Source organism: Mycobacterium sp. MAC_080597_8934 (assembly GCF_000523975.1).
Classification (GTDB): Bacteria; Actinomycetota; Actinomycetes; order Mycobacteriales; family Mycobacteriaceae; genus Mycobacterium; species Mycobacterium avium.
Genome location: NZ_JAOS01000004.1, coordinates 157,454 through 180,090, shown reverse-complemented (window position 1 = coordinate 180,090; position 22,637 = coordinate 157,454). Strand labels below are relative to the sequence as shown.

Below are 22,637 nucleotides of genomic sequence, written 5' to 3'. Positions count from 1 at the left end.
TCTTGCTGCTCCGCCCCTATTGCTGCCTGCGCGATCGCTTCATCAGCATCGCCGTACCGAACACTGCGCCGCCGATCAGGAGCGCCCCGAACAATCCTCCGGCCGCCACCCATATTGGCACCATATCCCGGTGCGGGACGGGTTTCGGAATGGTCAGCGGCGCCGAGAGCTGCTGCGGCGGCTTGACCGGCCCGTCGGGCACGTCCCAGGTCAGCGCCGCGACCGGGTCGACGATCCCGTGACCGACCTGGTTGTCCACCCCGCGCGCGGGCGCCCGGGCGGTCCGCGTCAGCCGGTTGATCACCTGGTACGCCGACAGCTGCGGGTATTTGGCGCGAACCAGCGCCGCCACCCCGGACACGATCGCCGCAGAGAAGCTGGTGCCGGACGGGACCAGCAGGGTGTTGTCCGGCCCGTCGATGGCGTTGATCAGCCCGTCGTCGCGGGGTGAGAGTCCGACGACGTCGGTGCCGGGCGCGGCGATTCCCACCCACGGGCCGGCCACGCTGGTCGACGCCTGCCCCTGGTTGCCCTGGCTGAGCGGGTGGCCTTCGGTGTCGACCGCGCCGACCGTGAGCACGTAGTCGCTGAACCAGGACGGCGTCACGACGGTGGTGACGGAGTTCCAGTTGCGAGGATCGTTGGGCTGCAACGGATCATGCGGCGGGTTCTGTTTGCAGTCCTTCTTGCTGGTGTCCCCGGCCGCGGCGACGATGACGGCGTTCTTGTCGACCGCCGCGTAGCGCACCGCGGCGCCCAGCGCCCGCTGGTCGATGATGTTGCGGGCGCTCATGCAGGTCACGTCGGAGATGTTGATCACCGACGCGCCCATGTTGGCGGCGTGCACGATCGCGCGGGCCATCGTCTGCACGTTGTCGATCTTGGCCTGCGTCTGGGGATCCTCGTCGCCGGTGTAGGCGTCCTTGAGGCCGAACGCCTGGCTGGATTGCCGGATCGCGATGATGTCGACGTCCGGGGCCACCCCGCTGAACGCGTCGGGGCCCGGCTTGGGCGGCGCCGGCGGCGGCGGGTCGAGCGGGCGCGGGCCGCGCAGGTTGTCGACGTTGGTCACCCGGGCGGCGCCCGCGTGGCCCGGGATGGTCACCGTGCCGCCGCCGTGGTTGCCGGCCGGGGCCTGCCCGCCCTGCGGCGGCCCGGGCGGTGGTCCGGCCGGGGCCGGTCCTGCCGCCGGCGGCGGGGGCGGCGCCCCGAACGGTCCCGGTGGTGGCTGTTGCTGTTCCTGCGACGGCGGGGGCGGGACCATCGTCACGGTCTGCGGCAGCGGCGAGAGCGTCACCGTCTGCGGCGGCGGCGCTTTGGGCGGCGGCTCGGTGGTGGGGATGGTGACCGGTTTGCGCGGCGCCGCCGGCGGGATGCCCGCGCCGTCGGCCGACGCCGCCCCGATCATCGAGGCCACCAGGGTGCCGTGCGCGTCGCAGTCGGACAGGCCGTCGCCGGACATGATGTAGTCGCCGCCCGGGATCAGGTGCGGGAACCGCGGGTGCGGGGTGACGCCGGTGTCGATGACGGCCACCTTCTGGCCGGCCCCGCGACCGAATTGCCAGGCCTCCTGCAGGTTCAGCATGTCCATGTACTTGGGCTGCAACCGAAAATCGGTGCCCGGCAGCACGCCGACCTCGGTGCAGTACGAGTTCTGCTTCATCGGCGCGCCCGGACCGGGCGGTCCGTCCGGCGGCACCGCCGCGGGGTCGATCGTCGGCGGCGAAATCGCGGCGGCCGGCGGCAGTCCGGCCAGCGCGCCCGACGCGAGCAACAGGGCGGCCAGGGCCGCGGCGGACGCGCGGCCGCGCCACACGTTGGCCTCAGCGGTAGCGGATCGCTGCATAGACATTCATCAACCACAATGCCAGCGGGAAAATCGGCATCAGGCAGAGGTATTCGATCCATTCCACGAACTTGCGGAACAGCGGGCTGTAGACGGTGTTCGGCACGACGGCCGCCGACGTCAGGCCCGCCACCGGCACCAGCACCAGGATCGCGGCGCTGATCGAGACCGCGAGCGGCGACTGCAGCACCAGCGCGTAGCGCACCACCACCGCGCCGACGATCAGCACCGCCGTCCCGGCCAGGGTGATGGCCTGCCAGCGGTCGACGTAGGAGCGGCCGCGCAGCAGCAGGAAGCCCGCGCAGAAACCGGCCAGCAGCACCGGCAGCCAGCGTTGCCCGGTGCGCGGGTCCGACAGCGCGGTCAGCGAGACGACCATCAGCACGCCGAGCCCGATCAGCAGGCCCGACAGGAAGGAACGGGCACGCTCGGCCTGGGTCAGCACGTCGCGCACCGAGGCGGGACCCTCCAGCACCGGCGGGCCGCCGTCGGACCGCACCACGGTGGTGGGCAGGTCGGGCCGGGCCTCGAACACCCAGCGGCTGGTGGCCGACGGGAAGACGGGCAGCCGGATGCCGGCCAGCCGCCGCGAGATCGCCGGCGCGCTCTGGTAGATCAGCACCGACACCAGCACCACGCAGGTCAACAGCGTCACCGCGCCGGTCATCGCGACCATGCGGGCCAGGGCGGCCAGCGCCGCGATCGCGCTGACGGTGACGATCGCGGTGTAGATCGCCAGCCGACGCCCGGTGAACCGCAACGCGAGCACCGCGGCGATGGTCAGCACGCCGAAGCCCAGTACGGCCTGGGGCGAGCCCACGCCCCCGGGTGGCGCGGCCGCGGCGGCGACCGACACCGGCGCCAGGCTGCTCAGCAGCAGGGTGTCGCCCACCCGCCGCTCCTGCTGGGTGGTGGCGCGCATGAGCAGCAGCACCGACACGCCCAGCATCAGCACGCCGATCACGCCGGCGTAGACGGTCGGCAACCAGGAGTTGTGGTGCCACCGCCACCAGCCGAGCAGGCCGGAAGCGGCGGTGACGCCGACGGCCACCATGGTGGCACCGACCTGCACGGCGACCACCGGGTCGATGGCGGCGAAGCGCTTGCTGAGGTTGGCCGCGACGGCGGTGGAGATGTGCTCGATGACCTGTGAGCGGTGTTCGGTGTCCGGGATGAACCGGATCCACAGCCGGTCGCCGTCGTAGACGTCCTGCTCGCTGAGCGACTGGGTGGCCCGCAGCGGCGAGCCGTCCACCAGGCACAGCGCCCAGCGGCCCCGGCCCGTGGCCTCCAGCGGGGTCTCGCCGAGCTCACGCAGCCGACTGTTGACCACCTTGAGCAGCGGCTCGGTCATCACCGAGACCGGGGCGTTGGCGTCCAGCAGGACGCCGATCTGCACACCCGCGCCGGCCATCACGCCGACGACGACCGCCTGGGGCTGCGAGATGCCCTCTACGTCAGGCTGTGGTACTTCAACAACCGCAGTCATCGCCTTGCACTCCCTACCGTGATGAATGTGTGGGCCCGCGCCGCCAATCGGGCGCGGGCCGGTTCCGGCCTCCTCGAGGCGTCGCGGACCCCCGCACAGTGCATTCCGATCAACTGGAATTCCATCTGCCTCGCCTTGCGATCAAGAGTTCTGGTGGACACCGGTTCAAAATTTGCTGATGCCTGAGAGAAGTATGCCGTGTCCGCAGCTCAACCGCATGTTGAGCGCAAGACATTGACGAAATCCGTATTTGGTGTGGGTCACACCCTGCTGTGGGTTTTCCACTCCCCGTAGGGAAGTGTGTCCAGTACGGTTTTGACGCCCACCTGGACCAGCTGCGGGGTGGCCGGGCAGATGGCCAGCCACGCCTCGCCGGAGCCCGCGGTCCGGGCTTGCTGGTAGAGCGCGATGCGGCCGCCGGAGCCGTCTTTGAGCGACAGCACCGACGCGCTCGGGCCTTTGGCGTCGTCCTGGTACTGGCGGGCGTACACCGCGACCTCGGCGGCGGGGTCGGACAGCGCCTGGCCCAGCGCGGCCACCGTGGCGGCGCTGATGCCCATCCGGCGCAGGTCGCCGCCGGAGAACACGTTGAAGCCGGACTCCTGCCACGACTTGGTCGCTTCCAGCATCTCCTCCAGCGGCACGTTGACCGCGTTGATGGCGGCGGGCTCGGCGTGGTGGATGGATTCCAGCGCGTCGATCACCAGGGACGCGATCGAGGCGCTGTCGGCGACGGCGACGTCGTCGACGGTGATCTCACCGCCCACCCGGACCGCCGACACCCAGTGCTGGCCGCGGCGGGCCAGCACCACCCGGAACTCGTTGTCCGGGATGTCGCGGGACCCGGGCGGCTGGTTCTGGTCGTCGATGACGCCGTAGGCCAGCTTGCCGCGGGACAGCAGCGCGATCACCTCGAGGTCGGGCGCCGCGAGCACCCGCATCCGCGCGGCGACCTGCTCGTTGACCTGGTCGCCCTCGACGATGCCCTGCTCGCGCATCACCGCCATCCCGGGATGGTCGTTGAGCCAGTCGTTGGAGTCGGTGGAGACGTACGGCCGGCACCGCAGCTCCGGCGCGACGTGCCGGATGTCCAGCAACGCCTGGAGCATCCAGAATCCGTCGACGTTGACCGTGATGTCGGTGCGGGTGCTCTGTTGGTCCATCAATTCCTCAATTGGTCGCTGACCGGCTCAAGCGTCAAATTGCACGATAACCGCAGGACGCGGCAGCACACCGACGGGTGGTGTGCTGCCGCGCCTGAAGTGAAGGCGTCAGGCCCAGCTGGACCCGACGGCGCTGTCGGTGCTGGCCATGTTGCTGCCCGCGGTCTGGACCTTCTGGCCGTGGGCGTTGGCCTGCTCGTAGATCACCTGGAAGTTGCGACCCAACTGGGTGATGAACTCCTGGCAGGCCACCGAACCGGCACCGCCCCAGAAGTCACCGGCAGCCAGCACATCACGAATGATGGCCTGGTGCTCGGCCTCCAGGGACGCGGCCTGGGCGCGGATGAGCGCACCGTGGGCGTCGACATCGCCGAACTGGTAGTTGATGCTCATAGCGATTGCTCCTTAAAAGTGTTGGACGGCAGCAGTTCTGGGCTAGCTGCTGAGGATCTGCTGCGAAGCCTGCTCTTGCTGCTCGTAGTTGTTGGCGTCGCGGATCAGCCCGTCACGCACCCCGTGCAGCATGTTGACGATGTTGCGGAAGGCCTGGTTGACCTGACCCATCGTGTCGTACGAGGTCGCCTGGGCCTGACCACTCCAGCCCGCACCGGCGATGTTCATCGACGACGCCCACATCTTGCGGGCCTCGTCCTCCACGGTCTGGGCGTGCACCTCGAAGCGGCCCGCCATCGCCCGCATTTCGTGCGGGTCAGTCATAAAACGTGTTGCCATCTCGGCTGTCTCCTTATTAGTGATTACTGGATGTGATTACGACGGTGGCCGGATCGATTACGTGTTAGGCAACCGCCGAGCCGAATATGTAGAAATGACCCCCCCTTCCCGTCAGCCGGCGGCCACCGGGTGTTGTCACGGTGCGACGGACGTCAAACCCGAACCGCGGCGTTTGAGTTGACGGTGTGCGCTGGGCGGCTGCGTTGGAACCCACGTCGGTGACGACCTGCCCCAAGCCCCGAACCGGCGATCCGGATCAGAGGGCCGCTGCGGCGTTGGCTGCTTCGGTTGCCGCGTAGGAACCGGAGCTGGTCGACAGGGTGTTGACGAACGCCTCGTGGATGGCGGCGGCCTGGGCGCTCACTGCCTGGTACATCTGCGCGTGCGCGGCGAACTGGGCTGCGGTCAGCGCCGAGACCTCGTCGGCAGCGGCGGGTACCACCCCCGTCGTTGGGGCTGCAGCGGCCGCGTTCTGGGCGCTCAAGGTCGACCCGATAGCCTGCAGGTTCCCGGCCGCCGCGGCCAGAGCCTCCGGCTGTGTGGTCACGAACGACATATTTTCCCTCCTAGTTGGATCCCCGACTCTGCGAGATTAGATGACAGCGAGCCGCGAAGTCGCCGCGGAAACGGCGTGTTTGCAATTGTTCACTTGGCGGTACGGCGAATTCACTTTTGGTAACGACACAGTAACAGCGCCTGACCTCGACCGCTGCCCTTCGCGCGACGGTCATGGGAAACGCTACCAGCCCCCGGTCGAAAACGTTGCTGGTAATTCGTCACACCGGCTGCGCGGCCACGTCGGCCGGCGTAAAAATCCGGCGGCCGATTAACTCGCGGCTCGAGTCGATGCGCGGGTGTTTCCCGCTGGCGTGTCGCTGGTACCTCCTTTCGCCCGTTTCGGACCGCTGAGTGCAGCGGTGCTCGGCCAACTCCGGATGACACTGGGTGTGGGTTATCCGGCGAAGGGTGGTCGGGCCATGACGGTGGGGCGGAAGCCGTATTTGGGTCCGGCGGCACCGTGGCCACCCGCCCCGGCACCCGCCAGGGGCATGCCGCCGAGCAGGTTGCCCGGTCCCCCGGCCGCCTCGGGCGCCGCACTGATGCTGCTGACCGGAATGGCATGCCCCAACGCCGGTGCGGCCGGGGCACCCGACCAGGCCACCGGCACCGACAACTTGCCCCCGATCGAACCCGCACCGCCCAACGCCGCCACCGGATGCGCCGCGGCCGCACCACCACCGAGCATGCCGCCCAACCCACCCAGGCCGGGCAACGCCTTGGCCGCCGCCGGAGCCGCCCCACCAATGGCCCCCACCGACTTGGCGATCTGGGTGAACGTGTTGGCCATACCAGTACTGAAGTACGGCAACCCCTCCGTGTTATAGAACAGGCCGGCGAACGGGCTGTAACCGTTGACCAAGGTGCCGAGGTTGGTGGGCAGGCTGGTCTGGCCGGTGAGCAGGAACCAGATCTCCGAGAGCGGATCGGTGCTGGTGGTCGAGGCCGCCGTGGTGGCCGCCTTGGTCGCCGTGGTCGAACTCGACGCCGGCTGGGCCAGCGACTGCAACGCCTTGGTGGTGTTGGTCGAGGTGGAATTGGCCGTCGCAGTGCTGACCGCCGCACTCTGGGCAGCCTGCCCCGACGGATTGGTCACCTGCGGCGCCTTCTGAAACGGCGTCACCTTACTCGCCGACGCCGACTGCCCGCATAGCTATACATCGCCGCCGCATCCTGGGCCCAATACTCCCCATACTGCGCCTCCAACTGCGCAATCAACGGCGTGTTCTGCCCCAACACATTCGTCGCCTGCAACTGCGAGACCTGCATCCGATTCGCCGCAATCAACGGCGGCGGCACCGACGCCGCAACGCCGCCTCATACGCCGCCGCCGCCGCCCGCGCCTGGCTGGCCGCCTCCTCAGCCTGCGCCGCCGTCGTACTCATCCACCCCACATACGGCGCCACCGCCGACGCCATCGACGCCGACGCCGACCCCAACCACTCCTCACTGGCCAGCGCCGTGACCACCTTGTCATAACTCAACGCCGCCGCATTCAACTCCGCCGCCAACGAACTCCACGCCGACGCCGCAGCCACCAACGAACCCGACCCCGGACCCGAATAAATCCGCGCCGAATTGAACTCCGGCGGAAACGCCCCATAATCCACCACGAATGGCCCCTTAATCTGTGATGTGCGAATCGATGCGTCGAGTTGCTGAAGACGGTAATGCGCTGGTGGCGGCCCCTTCGCCGGCCGGCGCGACGCTGGCGTGCTGCCGCGGTGCCGGGCCGGCCGTCGGGGCCGGCGGTTGCACCCCGCCCCTTGGCCCCGCCGCCTCCGCCAACACCGGGATTGAGCTGCGCAAACGGGCCCGGGCAGCAACCGGGTCGCGGCGCGCACAGGAACGCGGCGTCGGCGCCGGGCGGCCCCGGTGCGGGCGCGCCGGGAATAAAATCCGCCCGCGGGTAAAGGTGATGGCGTTCATGTGCGGTGGCGTCCTCATCCGGCCGAGGGTGGGCGGGTCAAGACGCTGTAGCGAAAGCCGTATTTGTTGACATAGCCCGCGGCCGCGCCGCGCCGGCCCAGCGCCCCCACCGGCATGCCGCGCAACAACCCGTTGGCCGCACCCCCCGGGGCCCCGCCGGCCGCCGCCTGCACCGCGCTGCCCTCCTCGGAGACCGCCGGGCTGACCGCCGAGGTCAACGTCGCCCACTGCTGAGGCACCGACAACGCCCCCACCCGACCCGCGCCGGCCGAGATCGCGCTGACATGGCTCGCCCCGCCCACACTGCCCAGGTTGCCCAACCCCAAGCTGGCGAACTGCGGCGTCGGATACCACGCACCCCCGGCACCCGCCGTGCTACCACCGGGACCCGACACCAGCTGCTGGGCGATCGATGACCAGAAGCTGGTGATGCCGTTGGAGAAATAGGCAAGACCGGTGTTCTGTTTGAGCATCACCGTGTAGAAGCTGGGATTGAGGCCCAGCCAGTTGTTGGTCGGAGTCGGCAGGCCGGACTGCTGCAGGTTCTGCAACGCGCTCGTGAGCCAGGTGAACGGCCCGGGCTGCGAAGCGGTCGTCGTCGACGCCTGCGCCACCGCCTGGGAACCGGTGGTCACCGCCTGTGAGGTCGCCAGCTGCGAGCTCGCCTGCGCCGCGGTCTGTGCGCTGTTGCCGGCCGGTTCGGCCGCCGCCTGAGCCACCGCGGCGGCCTGGTCGGATTCGCCCTCGGGTGCGGTCGTATTCGGCGGTGCCGCAAAGGGACTCAACGTCGACGCAGTCTGCGACGCCGCCGCATACCCATACATCGCCGCAGCATCTTGAGCCCACATCTCCATGTACTGCGCCTCAGTGGCCGCGATCGCCGGCGTGTTCTGCCCAAAGAAATTCGTCGCCACCAACGTCGCCAACAACACCCGATTCGCCGCAATCACCGGCGGCGGCACCGTCATCGCAAACGCCGCCTCAAACGCCGCCGCCGCCGCCCGACCCTGACTAGCCGTCTCCTCAGCCTGGGCCGCCACCGCACTCAACCACCCCACATACGGAGTAATCGCCGACACCATCGACAACGACGCCGGACCCACCCACGGCCCACTGGTCAACTCCGCAATCACCGAGTGATAACCACTGGCCGCAATCCCCAACTCCGCGGCAACCTCATCCCACGCCGCCGCCGCAGCCATCAACGGCCCCGACCCCGGACCCGCATACATACGACCAGAATTGACCTCCGGTGGTAATGCCCCGAAGTCCATGGCTACCCAGCACCAGACTCGAACGACATGTATCCCCTCGCAGGTGGTTTTTCGGTAATGACCGTCGGCATTTGCTTGCTGCATTTGCTTGCTTGGGAAGGCTAAATTGCCGCACGCCCCGTCGCCGCTTGCCGGCGTGGCCGCCGGTGGGGTGCGCGGGGTTTCGATTGCGGGTGTCGCGGTTCGGCGTCGGCGCGGCCGGCCGCGGGCCGCGACCTCACCGGGATGCCGGGTTACCTGCGGCAATACCCGGTGGGCGGAGTCCGTCGCCGGCTCACGGTCCCGCTGGGACGGGCGGATCGGGGGCGGGCCCGCGGGGCCGGACGCCGCGGCGCGGGATAAAAATCCGGTCGCAGATAAAGCCGGGACGCGGGTGCTCGCGCGCGGCGGTCATCCGCTGGCGGGGGTGGCTGCCGCCGGCTGGCCGGCAACCGGTGCGCGGGATGCTGGAGAACCGAAACGCGCCCTGCCGCAGGGTGTTTCGCGGGCACGGCGCGTTTCGGTTGGCGCCGGTGGGTGGGTTATCCGGCGAAGGGTGGTCGGGCCATGACGGTGGGGCGGAAGCCGTATTTGGGTCCGGCGGCACCGTGGCCACCCGCCCCGGCACCCGCCAGGGGCATGCCGCCGAGCAGGTTGCCCGGTCCCCCGGCCGCCTCGGGCGCCGCACTGATGCTGCTGACCGGAATGGCATGCCCCAACGCCGGTGCGGCCGGGGCACCCGACCAGGCCACCGGCACCGACAACTTGCCCCCGATCGAACCCGCACCGCCCAACGCCGCCACCGGATGCGCCGCGGCCGCACCACCACCGAGCATGCCGCCCAACCCACCCAGGCCGGGCAACGCCTTGGCCGCCGCCGGAGCCGCCCCACCAATGGCCCCCACCGACTTGGCGATCTGGGTGAACGTGTTGGCCATACCAGTACTGAAGTACGGCAACCCCTCCGTGTTGTAGAACAGGCTGGCGAACGGGCTGTAGCCGTTGACGGCACTACCCAGGCTGGTCGGCAACGTCGTCTGGCCGGTGAGCAGGAACCAGATCTCCGAGAGCGGATCGGTGCTGGTGGTCGAGGCCGCCGTGGTGGCCGCCTTGGTCGCCGTGGTCGAACTCGACGCCGGCTGGGCCAGCGACTGCAACGCCTTGGTGGTGTTGGTCGAGGTGGAATTGGCCGTCGCAGTGCTGACCGCCGCACTCTGGGCAGCCTGCCCCGACGGATTGGTCACCTGCGGCGCCTTCTGAAACGGCGTCACCTTACTCGCCGACGCCGACTGCCCCGCATAGCTATACATCGCCGCCGCATCCTGGGCCCAATACTCCCCATACTGCGCCTCCAACTGCGCAATCAACGGCGTGTTCTGCCCCAACACATTCGTCGCCTGCAACTGCGAGACCTGCATCCGATTCGCCGCAATCAACGGCGGCGGCACCGACGCCGCCAACGCCGCCTCATACGCCGCCGCCGCCGCCCGCGCCTGGCTGGCCGCCTCCTCAGCCTGCGCCGCCGTCGTACTCATCCACCCCACATACGGCGCCACCGCCGACGCCATCGACGCCGACGCCGACCCCAACCACTCCTCACTGGCCAGCGCCGTGACCACCTTGTCATAACTCAACGCCGCCGCATTCAACTCCGCCGCCAACGAACTCCACGCCGACGCCGCAGCCACCAACGAACCCGACCCCGGACCCGAATAAATCCGCGCCGAATTGAACTCCGGCGGAAACGTTCCGTAATCCAACATCATTGACTCCTTAACCAGCCGCGGCCGCGTTGGCCGCTTCAGTCATCGCGTAGGACCCGGAGCTGGTGCTCAGGGTGTGGACGAACACTTCGTGGACCACCGCGGCGGCCAGCGCCTCGGGCGCTGTGGTGACGAATGACATTGAGGTTCCTGCCTTTCGATGCGGCCCGGCGCCCGTGCCGGAGTGGTGTGCGGGTGGACTCGGTCGTGTTGAGGTGGGCATGGGCGTCATCCGGCCGAGGGTGGGCGGGTCAGGACGCTGTAGCGGAAGCCGTATTTGTTGACATAGCCCGCGGCCGCGCCGCGCCGGCCCAGCGCCCCCACCGGCATGCCGCGCAACAACCCGTTGGCCGCACCCCCCGGGGCCCCGCCGGCCGCCGCCTGCACCGCGCTGCCCTCCTCGGAGACCGCCGGGCTGACCGCCGAGGTCAACGTCGCCCACTGCTGAGGCACCGACAACGCCCCCACCCGACCCGCGCCGGCCGAGATCGCGCTGACATGGCTCGCCCCGCCCACACTGCCCAGATTGCCCAACCCCAAGCTGGCGAACTGCGGCGTCGGATACCACGCACCCCCGGCACCCGCCGTGCTACCACCGGGACCCGACACCAGCTGCTGGGCCAGCTGCGACCAGAACGCCGTGATGCCGTTCGAGAAGTAACCCAGCCCGGAGGTCTGTTTGAGCATCACCGTGTAGAAGGTCGGACTCAGTCCGAGGTAGTTGTTGGTGGGGGTGGGCAGCCCGGACTGCTGCAGGTTCTGCAACGCACTGGTGAGCCACGTGAACGGCCCGGTCTGCGAGGCACTGCTGCTCGAGGCCTGCGTCGCCGCCTGCGACGTGCCCGCCGACAACGCCTGCGGCGTGGCCAGCTGCGAGGACGTGTTGGCCGCGGTCTGCGCGGTGTTACCCGCGGGCTGGGCCACCGCCTGGCTCACCGCGGCGGCCTGGTCGGATTCGCCCTCGGGTGCGGTCGTATTCGGCGGTGCCGCAAAGGGACTCAACGTCGACGCAGCCTGCGACGCCGCCGCATACCCATACATCGCCGCAGCATCTTGAGCCCACATCTCCATGTACTGCGCCTCAGTGGCCGCGATCGCCGGCGTGTTCTGCCCAAAGAAATTCGTCGCCACCAACGTCGCCAACAACACCCGATTCGCCGCAATCACCGGCGGCGGCACCGTCATCGCAAACGCCGCCTCAAACGCCGCCGCCGCCGCCCGACCCTGACTAGCCGTCTCCTCAGCCTGGGCCGCCACCGCACTCAACCACCCCACATACGGAGTAATCGCCGACACCATCGACAACGACGCCGGACCCACCCACGGCCCACTGGTCAACTCCGCAATCACCGAGTGATAACCACTGGCCGCAATCCCCAACTCCGCGGCAACCTCATCCCACGCCGCCGCCGCAGCCATCAACGGCCCCGACCCCGGACCCGCATACATACGACCAGAATTGATTTCGGGCGGTAACGCTCCGAAGTCAAACACCGTGTCGTCCTCCTCAGTCGGCCGTGATCGCAGGCGATCTCGGCTGGCGCATGGGAATCAGTGGTGGCCGTGGTCACGGCTCTGTAAGCGACGCCACCGGTCGGTCGCTGCCCCCGGAACCAGCCCGCGGCAGGAGCGGTCCGCCCCCCATCGGTCGAGCCGGCCGGCGCATGCTGACCAAGTGGCTGCGTCCGCAAAGGTGGTGGGCCACCACGCTTCTGCGACGTCTGGTCAGGAACGACATGCACCTTCTGCCTCGGCCAATCCCGTCATCAGCAACCGAGCGACAGCCCGTTTGTGTGCCCGAACTGCCGCTCGGCACTGCGGCGAACTCCGACACGCAAAGGCATCTGTTCATCAATGGCCAGCCACTGTTCATTCCCGGTCGGCAGGAGTTCATACGGGGCAACGGATTGTTCATTTTCCGTTTGCCTTCGACGGGCCTCGCGACCGGCGTTGTGGTCAGTCTTCTTCGAGAATCAGCGCCATTTCCGGGCAGGAGGCGACGCCGTCCCGGGTCGCTTGCTCGTCTTCGGGTTTGACCTCGTGCTCGGCCAGAATCGAGTAGCCGGACTCGTCGATGGGAAAAAGGTCCGGGTCGACGGCGTAACACTGCGCGTGGCCCACACATTTGGACTGCTCCAGACGAACCCTCACGGGCCTTCCTCCTTTGGCGAGCTTCGGCGAGCTTTGGCGAGCCGATCGGGACTTTGCGAACGACTGACAATGCGCTTGGCGCTCCGATATCGGCGCCCGATATCGATGTCCGATATCAAGGTTAGTCGGCCGGTAAAGTGGCGAAGGTGTTTGGCCGACCCGGACCGGGTGCGCGAATGCCTCGAATTGGTTCGGGCAGGCGAATTCGTGTTGGGTTGCCGCGCAGGCAATATGGACATGCACCCCGACAGATGACCGGAGATCCGAGCGCATGAGCGAAGGCCAATACGGCACCTTCCACCTACCCCGGCTGGATTTTGCCACGTTGCCGATGAGCGTCGATCGCGGTCTGGGGTGGAAGACGTTGCGCGACGCCGGACCGGTGGTGTTCATGAACGGCCACTACTACCTCACCCGCCGGGAGGATGTGCTGGCGGCGCTGCGCAACCCGAAGGTGTTCTCGTCGACGGTGCTGCAGCCTCCCGGGCATCCGCTGCCGGTGCTGCCGTTGGCATTTGACCCGCCGCAGCACACCCGCTATCGCAAAATCCTGCAGCCGTATTTCAGCCCGCACGCGCTGAGCAAGTCCCGGCCGGTGCTGGAGCGCCATGCCGCAGAGATGATCGCCGCGCTGGCCGACCGTGGCGAGTGCGAAGTGATGGCGGATTTCGCGCACCTGTATCCGTTCCAGGTGTTCATGGACCTCTACGGCCTGCCGCTGCAGGATCGCGACCGCCTGCTCGACTGGAAAAACGCCGTCGTCGGCGAGAAGCCGTTCGTCACCCAGTCCGACGTCGAGAAGTCCGAGCAACTGCTGGCCTATCTCGCGGACGCGATCGCCCAGCGCCGGCAGCACCCCGGCACCGACATGCTGTCGCAGGTGATGAGCGGCGAGGGCAACTTCACCGACATCGAATTGCTGGGAATGAGCCACCTGCTGATCCTGGCCGGGCTGGACACCGTAACCGCGGCGATCGGTTTTTCGCTGTTCGAGCTGGCGCGCCGGCCGCAGCTGCGCAAGGAACTTCGCGACAACCCAAAGCAGACAAGGGTTTTCATCGAAGAGATCGTCCGCTTGGAGCCGTCGGCGCCGGTGGCCCCGCGGATCACCACCGAATACGTCGAAGTGGGCGGCATGACGTTGCCACCGGGCACCTCGGTGCGGTTGTGCATGGCCGCGGTCAACCGCGACGACAGCGACTCGATGTCCACCAATGAACTGAACATGGACGGAAAAGTGCACCGGCACTGGGGTTTCGGTGGCGGCCCGCATCGCTGCCTGGGATCGCACCTGGCCCGCATCGAGCTGACCGTGGTGGTCGCCGAGTGGCTCACCCAGATCCCGGATTTCGAGCTGCCCGACGGCTACGAGCCGGTGATCAATTACCCCTCAAAGAGTTTCGCGCTCAAGGAGTTGCCGCTGCACTGGGGCTGAAAAGACCCGCCCCGGTGCAGCGGCACCGTCCCTGCTTGCCGAACTACTTGCGGAATTCGGTCGCGGCGACCTGAACGAACACGCCGGTGTCCTCGGCCATCAGCAGGCCACGGCCGCGGGGCAGCGGACCGCCCTTCATCTTGCCGCGGATGAATCCCTCGTCGGGGTCGGCGTCCATCACCAGCAGCGGCGCGTTGGCCTGGGCCAGCGCCCGCAGCATCGGGTCGCTGCCGGCCGAAGACCACCCACCGAAGGTGCGGGTGACGATGACGTGCAGGCCGACGTCGGCGGCCCGGGTCACCCAGGGCGCGGCCTTGTGCAGCGGCGAGTCGAATCCCGCCGGCAGCTGCTGGATGTCGTCGACGATCAGGAAGATCTCCGGCCCGCTCCACCAGTTGCGCGACAGCAGCTCCTCGGCGGACAACCCCGGCGGCGGCTCGCGGCCGGCCAGCGCCGCGGCGAGTTCGCCCATCATGGCCTGCACACCGTCCAGGTTGTAGGCGAACTTCTCGACGTAGTCCGAGCCGAGCGTGGTCAGCAGCTGGCGGCGCGGGTCCACCAGCCACACCTGCGCCGACGGCTGGCCCGCGGGCGGCGTGGGCGCGCTGCTCGCTCCGGGCGCGTACAGCCGGCCGATTTCCTTCATGATGGTGGCCAGCGTCGTGGTGCGCCCACATTCGCGGCGGCCGGTCACCATCAGGTGTGCGTTCTCGTCGAAGTTGAGGTACACCGGCGACAGGTCCAATTCCGAGATGGCCCAAGCGATTCCGCCCGCACCGACGCCCTGGCGGGTGTCCTGGGCGGCCAGCTCGCGCAGCTGGTCCAGGCCGAACGTGGCCGGCAACCGGCGCACCGGCGGCGCCTGGCCGGTGGCGAGCCGGCTCACGGCTTCCACCACGCTGTCGGACTCGAACCGGTTGTCCGGCGTGCTGGCCAGCGCGGGCCGGGCCACCAGGGTGTGCAGACCCGACTGCGGGTCGGCGTCCAGGCGGACGTAGTTGACCGCCACCATGCCGCGACCCGGCTTGACCGGAACGTCCTTGGCGAACCGGGACCGCACCAGCTTTGCGTCCTCCACGGCGGCCAGCCGCAGCTCGACCCGGGAGCCGAAGCCGCTGCGCACCGGCGGCCGCAGCTCGGATTCGCGATCGGCGGTGACCACCACGTGCACCCCGAACGAGGGGCCCTGGTTGATGATCACGTTGACCTGCTCGATCAACACCTCGTTCTCTTCGGCCAGCGCCCGGTAGTTGTCGACCACCAGGTAGACGTCGCCGAACCCGTCGTTGGGGACCGGGCCGGGTTCGCCGCCGAACTTGCGCCGCCGGAACACCTCCATCGAGGGGATCCCGTACTCGAGGAAGCTGCGTTTGCGCTCCCGCACCAACGCGAGCAGTTCGGCCACCGTGCGGCGGACGCCGTACGGGTCGGTCGGACCGACCACCTCGCCGACATGGGGCAGCCGGGCCACCGTGGTCAGCGCGGTGCTGCTGTAGGCCAGGCAGTAGAACTGGACCTGCTCGGGGGTGTGGGTCAGCGCCGCCGAACAGATCAGCGTCTGCAGCGCGGTCGTCTTCCCCGAGCCGCCGGCGCCCAGGATCAGCACGTTGGCGCCGGGCCCCGACGTGTCGACCGTCCACGGCGGCTGGTCGTGCTTGAACGGGCGGTCGATGATGCCGATCGGGAACACCAGGTCCCGCGCGGTGCCGTAGTCCTGCTGCCAGGGGTGGCCGAGGAACCGGTTCACCAGCTCGTCGATGGCGATCGGCTGGTCCAGCGGCGGCTGCCAGAGCCGGTACGGCTGGAAGTCGATCTTGCGCAGCTGGTCGATGATCACCGTGCCGACCTTGGGCGTGCGGATGCCTTCCACGTCGTCGTCGTCCGGCCCCTCGATCTCGGGCATGTCGGCGCCGGCGGCCGGGATGGCCGGGACGGTGACGTCGGGTCCCCCGACGCTGACTTCCAGCGGGGTGAACGAGTTGGTGAACAGCTGCGGGCGGACGTAGTCGATGCTGTGCACCAGCGCCGGAGCCTCTTCCCCGTCGTCGCTGATGCCGCGGGGGAAGTAGTCGCGCCACAGGAATTCGGCCTGGAACCGGACGATGTCCTCCAGGCTGCGGCGGAAGTATCCCAGGCCGGCCTGGGCGGGCAGGTTGACCGCGTTCGGCACCCCGGCCGCCTGGGCGGCACCGGCGGTGCGCGCCTTGAGCACCAACCGGTAACCCATGTTCTCCATGAGCTTTTCGGCGCGGCTTTCGATGGTCTGCGAGGCCATCATCAGATGGATCCAGTAGGCGCGGCCCTGCCGGCCGATCGAGTCGAGCACGTCCACGGCGGTCGGCATGATGCGGAACCACTCGTAGAACTCGTCGATGACCACCACCAGCATCGGCAGCGGCGGCATGTCCTGGCCGCGGGCCCGCATCCGGGCCCGGACCGCGTTGTACTCCTTGGCGTCGTCGACGCCGGCGCTGTCGCAGATGGCCTTGCGCCGGGCGATCTCGCCCCACAGCGCGTCCAGGAAGCGTTCCATCAGCGCCTGGTCCTCTTCCAGGTCGGTGATGATCCGCGAGACGTGCGGCACCCCGGCGAACGGCTTGACCGCCGACCCACCCTTGAGGTCGGCCAGCACGAACTGCAGCTCCTCGGGCGGGTGGCTGAGCATCAGCGATTCGATCACCGTGCGCACCAGGGTCGACTTACCCGAACCGGTGGTTCCGGACATGACGCCGTGCGGGCCGTCGCCGCCCTCGTCCAGTGACTTCATGTCCAAGAACAGCAGCTCGCCGTTGTCGGAGCGCACCCCGAACGGGGCGCGCAGCCGCGACCGGCCCATGGTGTCGGTGCGGCCGCCCCACAGCGCATCGAAGTCGATGTTGCCGGGGTCTTCAATCCCGTAGTAGGACAAGATGTCTCGGGCGCCGATGTGCGCCACCCGCTGGCCGATCTCCTCGTAGGCCTCGGCGAGCCGCCAGCGGGCCAGCTTCTGCGCGAACTCCTCCGCCTCGGCGACGCTGAGGTGGTCGGTCAGGGCGAAGAACCACGGCTTCTCGTCGATCACCATCCAGGTGTCGCGGTCGCGGGGCAGCGCCTCGATGACGCCCTTGTCGTCGAACCGCAGGGTGCGCTCCGGGACGCTGCTCCACATGGACGAACCGGTCAGGTCGAAGAATGTCACCCCGTCGACACCTTCGGCGCTGATCACGTATTCCCATTGCGGGTCAACGGCGTCGGCGATGATCACGGTGTGCGGTGTCGGGGTCTGGGCCGACGAGCTGGCGTGCCGGGGCGTGAATGATCCACGGCCGGCGAACAATTCGGCCTGTTCGGCGGCGAACTCGCGCACCGAGCTGTACACCATGCGGGCGTTGCCCGCGGCGTCCTGGCGGCGCGGATCACCGAAGTGGGGCAGCCATTTCACCCAGTCCCACTCGTCGAGGTCGGAGCTGACCACGATCATCCGCACATGGTCGGGCCCGTGCGAGAAGGTCAGCTGGCAGATGATGGCCCGCATCAATCCCAGCACCTGCTCGCGGTCTCCGGCCAGCGAGTACCAGGGCTCGACCAGCAGCGAGATCATCTTGGGCAGGTTGTAGACGACGCTCTGGTAGCGGCCGAACTCCTGCAGCGCCTTGCCGGTCACCGGCTCCAGCTCGATGTCGGTGGGCATGTTCTGCGGCTCACCCCAGGTCACCTCGGGGCGGGTCATGCCGACGCCCACCCGGACCACGCCGAAGTTGAGGTCCTTGCCGTCGGGCTTGCGTTCCCACATCCGCGGCGACCCGACCGCGGCGGCCAGCGTGGTGGGCGCGGGGTGGAACCAGCGGTAGTTGGCGTCCATGCTGTCGGCCGACTCGTGCGCGGTCTCGCGCAGCATGTCCAGCATCAGCATGAACTGGGCGCGCATCGAGTCCAGCTTGGGCCGGCTCATCTGCTGCTGGCCGCCGAACCGGCCGCCGAACATCATCATCGCGACGCCGCCGATCATGAAGATCGGGAAGATGGCGCCGGCGCCGCCGAACACGTGCGAGCCGCTGGCGAAGGTCATGCCGACCATGCCGATCAGCAGGCCGACCACCAGGACGCCGACCACCACGAGCCACCACGGCTTGCCCTCCGGCGGCGGGATGCTCAGCGGGGTGGGTAGGACGATGTTCTCCGGCTTGATCACCGGGGGCTTTTCCGGTGTGGGCCGGGCAAATCCACGTTTCACTTGGGTACCGCCAACTCTGCAGGGGACATGTCCATCGGTAGCGTGTCGTGCTGCACCAGCGCATCCGCGCGCGACAGGGTCGGACCCTGCGGCAGCAGCCGCAGCGCCACCCACGGCGCCACGCTGGGTTTGGTCTTCAAGCCCAGCGCCTCTCGCACGTCGCGGGTGTCGTCGACCCCGAACCGGGCGCCGGCATCGGTGAGCCACCACAGCGATTCGGTCGTCTTGGCGCCGGGATCGTTCCCGGTGACCGCCACGAAGTTCGCATAGTCGGGCCCGAAGAAGACCTGATCGGCCTCGCGGCCCGTGGTGTCGGCCTTGACCAGCGACACCACCTTATTGACGTCCTTCTGCGCGACCGGGATGGTCGCGCCGGACACCACCTGGACCCGGGCCCGGTTCTCACCGGAGGTCTTCTGCCACCACCAGCACGTCGCCGGGTTCTCCCGGATGTCCATCACGTTCAGCGGCGCGTCCGGGTAAGAGGACAGGTCCAGCTTGTTGACCACCGGCATCTTCGCCAGGGCCGACGGTTCCACGGTCACCGGTTTGGTGTTGCCCGGCCCGGCGTTCTGCAGGATCTGGGCCACCAGCGGCGGCAGCGTCTGCACACCGTCGGCCAGCACCAGCGAATACTGTTGCGGCCCACTGATTTGCGGGGTGACCAGCACGGTGCCGATGGGTCCGGGCGCACCGGGGAAGGAGGCCGCACCACCGGCGTTCTGGATTTGCGGCACCGTCAGTTCGGGGCCCACCGGCAGCGCGTCGTACAGCGCGCGGCTCATCGGCTTGGCCATGCTGACCTGTTCGGGCGTCAGCCCCAGCGGCAGCAGCACCGAACGGTTGGTGGCATCGATCCGGGACCGGCGGCCGTCGCGGATCACCCAGGCGTCCCCGCCGTAGTTCAGCACCACCGCGTCGGACCCGGTCAGCACCTTGCGGTGGTTGCTCAGGTCCGGGGCGCCGTCGATCACCGTCACCGTCACCCCGGACGGCGCGCCGGCGCCGGTCGAGTTGGACACGGTGTCGCAGACCAGCCACGACGAGGTGGACGGGCCGGTGGGATGGAAGTTGGACGGTGCGCCCGGGATGCCCACCATGGGGCCGCGGGGCAGGCTGGCGATCTGGTTCGACTTGACCAGGTGCGGGTTGTCGGGACGGCCGGTGATCAGGCGCGCCGACGCCAGGTTCAGCGCCGGATACAGCCGGTCCCCGACCCGCACATACAGGGCGCCCGAGTCGCGGTCGGCGATGATCGGCGAGTCCCCGACCTGACCGGCCGGGCTGATGAACGACCACAGCAGCGCGCCCAGGCAGATCACGAGCGCCGCCGACACCGAGGCCACCACGGCGAGGTTCTGCCGCCGCCCCGGCTCGACCTCCATCCGCACCCGCCAGCGAGTCAGCGCCATCGCGGTCCGGCGGGCAAGGAACTGATAGCCGGTCACCTGCGTCCGCGTCGACAGCCCGAGGCCGTAACCCGACCCGCGCTGCCCGCGACTCTCTTCCGCCACTAATTCACCATCCGGTTTGCTAACACGCCTGGATATTGTCCATCTCGCGAATTACTTCCGACCACCCGTGACAACGGTAAGGCACCTGCACGGACCTCGCCACGCGGCGCCGAAGCGCACTCAGTTCCACATCTGTTCATGCACCCGAATCCGGTGCCGGTCACCGTGCCCGATCCACCGCCGCACCACCGGCCGACGGTGCGGTTGCGCTGGCGGTATTCCCTCCCCCACGGATCGGCCGACCGGATTCTCGTCAGTCTCCTCCACCGCATCGTAATGGGCCGCGGGCGTCTCGTCCTGTCGAACGACGACGGGCCCGCCCGCGGCCCGGCCGGGTGAACGGTCGGCGGCCGTTCAGCAAACACGACGCGAACGGGTGCCGCAGCCAGGTCGCCGGTGGACGAATCCGGGCAGCAAGATGGCGGTATGACAGAACTCGCGCCGTCGCTGATCGAACTCGCCCGCAGATACGGCATCGCGACGGATTACGAGGACTGGACCGGCCGCCGGGTGCGGGTGCCCGAGACCACCCTCACGGCGGTGCTGGCCGCGCTCGGCGTGGCCGCCGGCACCGAGCAGGAACGCAACGACGCGCTGACCGCCAAGCTGCGCGCGTACTGGGCGCGCCGGTTGCCCGCGACCATCGTCGGGCGGACCGGTGAGCAGATCCGGTTCTGGGCGCACGTCACCCACGGCGACCCCGCCGAGGTGTGGGTGCGGCTGGAGGACGACACCGTGCGCGACGGCGTCGAACAGGTCGACAACTTCACCCCGCCGTTCGACCTGGACGGCCGCTGGGTCGGCGAGGCGAGCTTCGTGCTGCCCACCGACCTGCCGCTCGGCTATCACCGGGTGTGGCTGCGCTCGGGCGGATCGGAGGCCAGCGCCGCGCTGATCGTCACGCCGGATTGGCTCGGCCTGCCGGAACGCCTGGGCGCCCGGCGCGCCTGGGGCCTGGCCGTTCAGCTCTACAGCGTGCGGTCCCGGCAGTCCTGGGGCGTCGGCGATCTCACCGATCTCACCGACCTCGCGGTGTGGTCGGCCTTCCGTCACGGCGCCGACTATCTGTTGGTCAATCCCCTGCACGCGGCCGGGTTCTCCGGCCCCGCCAACCGGATGGAACCCTCGCCCTACCTGCCGACCTCGCGGCGCTTCGTCAATCCGATTTATCTTCACGTCGAGGCGATCCCGGAGTTCGCCGAACTGACCAAGCGCAGCCGGGTCCGGCGGCTGCGCGCGGACGTGCAAACCCACGCCGCCGGCCTGGACGCCGTCGACCGCGACAGCTCCTGGGCGGCCAAGCGCACGGCGCTGCAGTGGCTGCACCAACAGCCCCGCTCGGCGGGCCGGCAACTGTGTTACGCCGCCTTCCGCGACCGCGAGGGCCGGGCGCTCGATGACTTCGCCACCTGGTGCGCGCTGGCCGAGGAATACGGCCCGGACTGGCATTCCTGGCCCGAGACGCTCCAGCACCCGGACGCCCCCGGGGTCGCCGATTTCGTCGAAAAGCATTCGGAGGCAGTCGATTTCCATCGCTGGCTGCAGTGGCAGCTGGACGAGCAGCTGGCCGCCGCGCAGTCCCAGGCGATCCGGGCCGGGATGTCGCTGGGCATCATGCACGACCTGGCCGTCGGTGTGCATCCCAACGGCGCCGACGCCTGGGCGCTGCAGGATGTGATGGCGCTGGGGGTGACCGCCGGCGCGCCGCCGGACGAGTTCAACCAGCTCGGCCAGGACTGGTCGCAGCCGCCGTGGCGACCGGACCGGCTCGACGAGCACGAGTACCGGCCCTTCCGCGCCCTGATCCGCGCGGTGCTGCGACATGCCGGCGGGGTGCGCATCGACCACATCATCGGGCTGTTCCGGCTGTGGTGGATCCCGCGCGGCAGCGCCCCGACCGAGGGCACCTACGTGCGCTACGACCACGAGGCCATGATCGGCATCGTCGCGCTGGAGGCGCATCGGGCCGGGGCGGTGGTGGTCGGCGAGGACCTGGGCACGGTCGAGCCGTGGGTGCGCGACTACCTGTTGTTGCGCGGCCTGCTGGGGACCTCGATCCTGTGGTTCGAGTTGGACCGCGACGGTAACGGCGGCCCGCTGCCGGCCGAGCGGTGGCGGGAGTACTGCCTGTCCTCGGTCACCACCCACGACCTGCCGCCGACCGCCGGCTATCTGGCCGCCGACCATGTCCGGCTGCGCGATTCGCTGGGCCTGCTGACCCGGCCGGTGGCCGACGAGCTGGAGTCCGACCGCGCCGACCTGGCGGCGTGGATGGCCGAGCTGCGCCGGGTGGGGCTGCTCGCGGACGGCGAAACCGACTCGGAGCAAGTCATTTTGGCGCTCTACCGCTACCTGGGCCGGACGCCGTCGCGGCTGCTGGGTGTGGCGCTGACCGACGCCGTGGGCGACCGCCGCACCCAGAACCAGCCCGGCACCACCGACGAGTACCCCAACTGGCGCGTTCCGCTGACCGGTCCGGACGGGCGGCCGGTGCTGCTGGAAGACGTGTTCACCGATCGTCGGGCCGCCGCCCTGGCCGAGGCGGTGCGCGCCGCCATCGCGCCGTGACCGCCACCTGTTAGCTTCGGGTG

General features: G+C 69.1%; 14 protein-coding genes and 2 pseudogenes. 2 read left to right on the top strand and 14 right to left on the bottom strand.

All coding sequences use genetic code 11. The features are described 5' to 3' along the window. Positions 1–16: 16 nt before the first annotated feature. The 12 genes and pseudogenes from mycP5 to NF20_RS03525 all read right to left on the bottom strand — a co-directional run bounded on the left by mycP5 (position 17) and on the right by NF20_RS03525 (position 12,884). The gene (mycP5, locus tag NF20_RS03580) at positions 17–1,846 is read right to left on the bottom strand and encodes a type VII secretion system ESX-5 serine protease mycosin MycP5 (RefSeq protein WP_033717214.1); all 1,830 of its coding nucleotides are present in this window, start codon (positions 1,844–1,846) and stop codon (positions 17–19) included. After that, positions 1,824–3,335: a type VII secretion integral membrane protein EccD gene (gene eccD, locus NF20_RS03575; RefSeq protein ID WP_011725134.1), complete on the bottom strand. Its 1,512-nt coding sequence runs from the start codon at positions 3,333–3,335 to the stop codon at positions 1,824–1,826. Before eccD ends, mycP5 begins: the two co-directional genes overlap by 23 nt. A 260-nt stretch (positions 3,336–3,595) precedes the next feature. Next, positions 3,596–4,498: an ESX secretion-associated protein EspG gene (locus NF20_RS03570; RefSeq protein WP_003877890.1), complete on the bottom strand. Its 903-nt coding sequence runs from the start codon at positions 4,496–4,498 to the stop codon at positions 3,596–3,598. A gap of 108 nt (positions 4,499–4,606) precedes the next feature. After that, positions 4,607–4,891 (bottom strand): WXG100 family type VII secretion target, encoded by a 285-nt coding sequence (locus NF20_RS03565; RefSeq protein ID WP_003874405.1) that lies wholly within the window; start codon positions 4,889–4,891, stop codon positions 4,607–4,609. Positions 4,892–4,933: 42 nt separating this feature from the next. Next, entirely contained in the window at positions 4,934–5,230 is a 297-nt protein-coding gene (locus NF20_RS03560) for a WXG100 family type VII secretion target (protein WP_003874404.1), read from the bottom strand. A 256-nt stretch (positions 5,231–5,486) separates the two neighbouring features. After that, entirely contained in the window at positions 5,487–5,786 is a 300-nt protein-coding gene (locus tag NF20_RS03555; protein ID WP_003876474.1) for a PE family protein, read from the bottom strand. Positions 5,787–6,182: 396 nt separating this feature from the next. Beyond that, positions 6,183–7,401: pseudogene (locus NF20_RS27965) on the bottom strand (PPE family protein). Positions 7,402–7,731: 330 nt separating this feature from the next. Next, entirely contained in the window at positions 7,732–8,991 is a 1,260-nt protein-coding gene (locus tag NF20_RS03545; protein WP_033717212.1) for a PPE family protein, read from the bottom strand. A 521-nt stretch (positions 8,992–9,512) separates the two neighbouring features. Then, positions 9,513–10,736, bottom strand: coding sequence for a PPE family protein (locus NF20_RS03540; RefSeq protein ID WP_033717210.1), 1,224 nt, complete (start codon positions 10,734–10,736; stop codon positions 9,513–9,515). 7 nt (positions 10,737–10,743) lie between these two features. After that, positions 10,744–10,839: pseudogene (locus tag NF20_RS03535) on the bottom strand (PE family protein); the annotation flags it as partial. Between the two features lie 122 nt (positions 10,840–10,961). Further along, a complete protein-coding gene (locus tag NF20_RS03530) occupies positions 10,962–12,182 on the bottom strand; it encodes a PPE family protein (protein WP_372585585.1) in 1,221 nt (406 codons plus the stop codon). Positions 12,183–12,689: 507 nt separating this feature from the next. Next, on the bottom strand, positions 12,690–12,884 hold the full coding sequence (locus NF20_RS03525; RefSeq protein WP_003876470.1) for a ferredoxin: 195 nt from the start codon (positions 12,882–12,884) through the stop codon (positions 12,690–12,692). Between the two features lie 271 nt (positions 12,885–13,155). On the opposite strand from NF20_RS03525, the gene NF20_RS03520 reads away from it, so the two are divergent. Next, positions 13,156–14,319, top strand: a complete 1,164-nt coding sequence (locus tag NF20_RS03520; RefSeq protein ID WP_019732454.1) for a cytochrome P450 — start codon at positions 13,156–13,158, stop codon at positions 14,317–14,319. Positions 14,320–14,362: 43 nt separating this feature from the next. Here the strand turns inward: NF20_RS03520 and NF20_RS03515 are convergent, their stop codons facing one another. Both NF20_RS03515 and eccB read right to left on the bottom strand, forming a co-directional pair. After that, positions 14,363–18,532, bottom strand: coding sequence for a type VII secretion protein EccC (locus NF20_RS03515; protein WP_003877884.1), 4,170 nt, complete (start codon positions 18,530–18,532; stop codon positions 14,363–14,365). Beyond that, positions 18,529–20,046, bottom strand: a complete 1,518-nt coding sequence (gene eccB / locus NF20_RS03510; RefSeq protein WP_003876467.1) for a type VII secretion protein EccB — start codon at positions 20,044–20,046, stop codon at positions 18,529–18,531. The genes NF20_RS03515 and eccB overlap by 4 nt, the downstream gene beginning before the upstream one ends. A gap of 426 nt (positions 20,047–20,472) precedes the next feature. On the opposite strand from eccB, the gene malQ reads away from it, so the two are divergent. After that, the gene (malQ, locus tag NF20_RS03505) at positions 20,473–22,614 is read left to right on the top strand and encodes a 4-alpha-glucanotransferase (RefSeq protein ID WP_033712507.1); all 2,142 of its coding nucleotides are present in this window, start codon (positions 20,473–20,475) and stop codon (positions 22,612–22,614) included. Positions 22,615–22,637 lie beyond the last annotated feature (23 nt).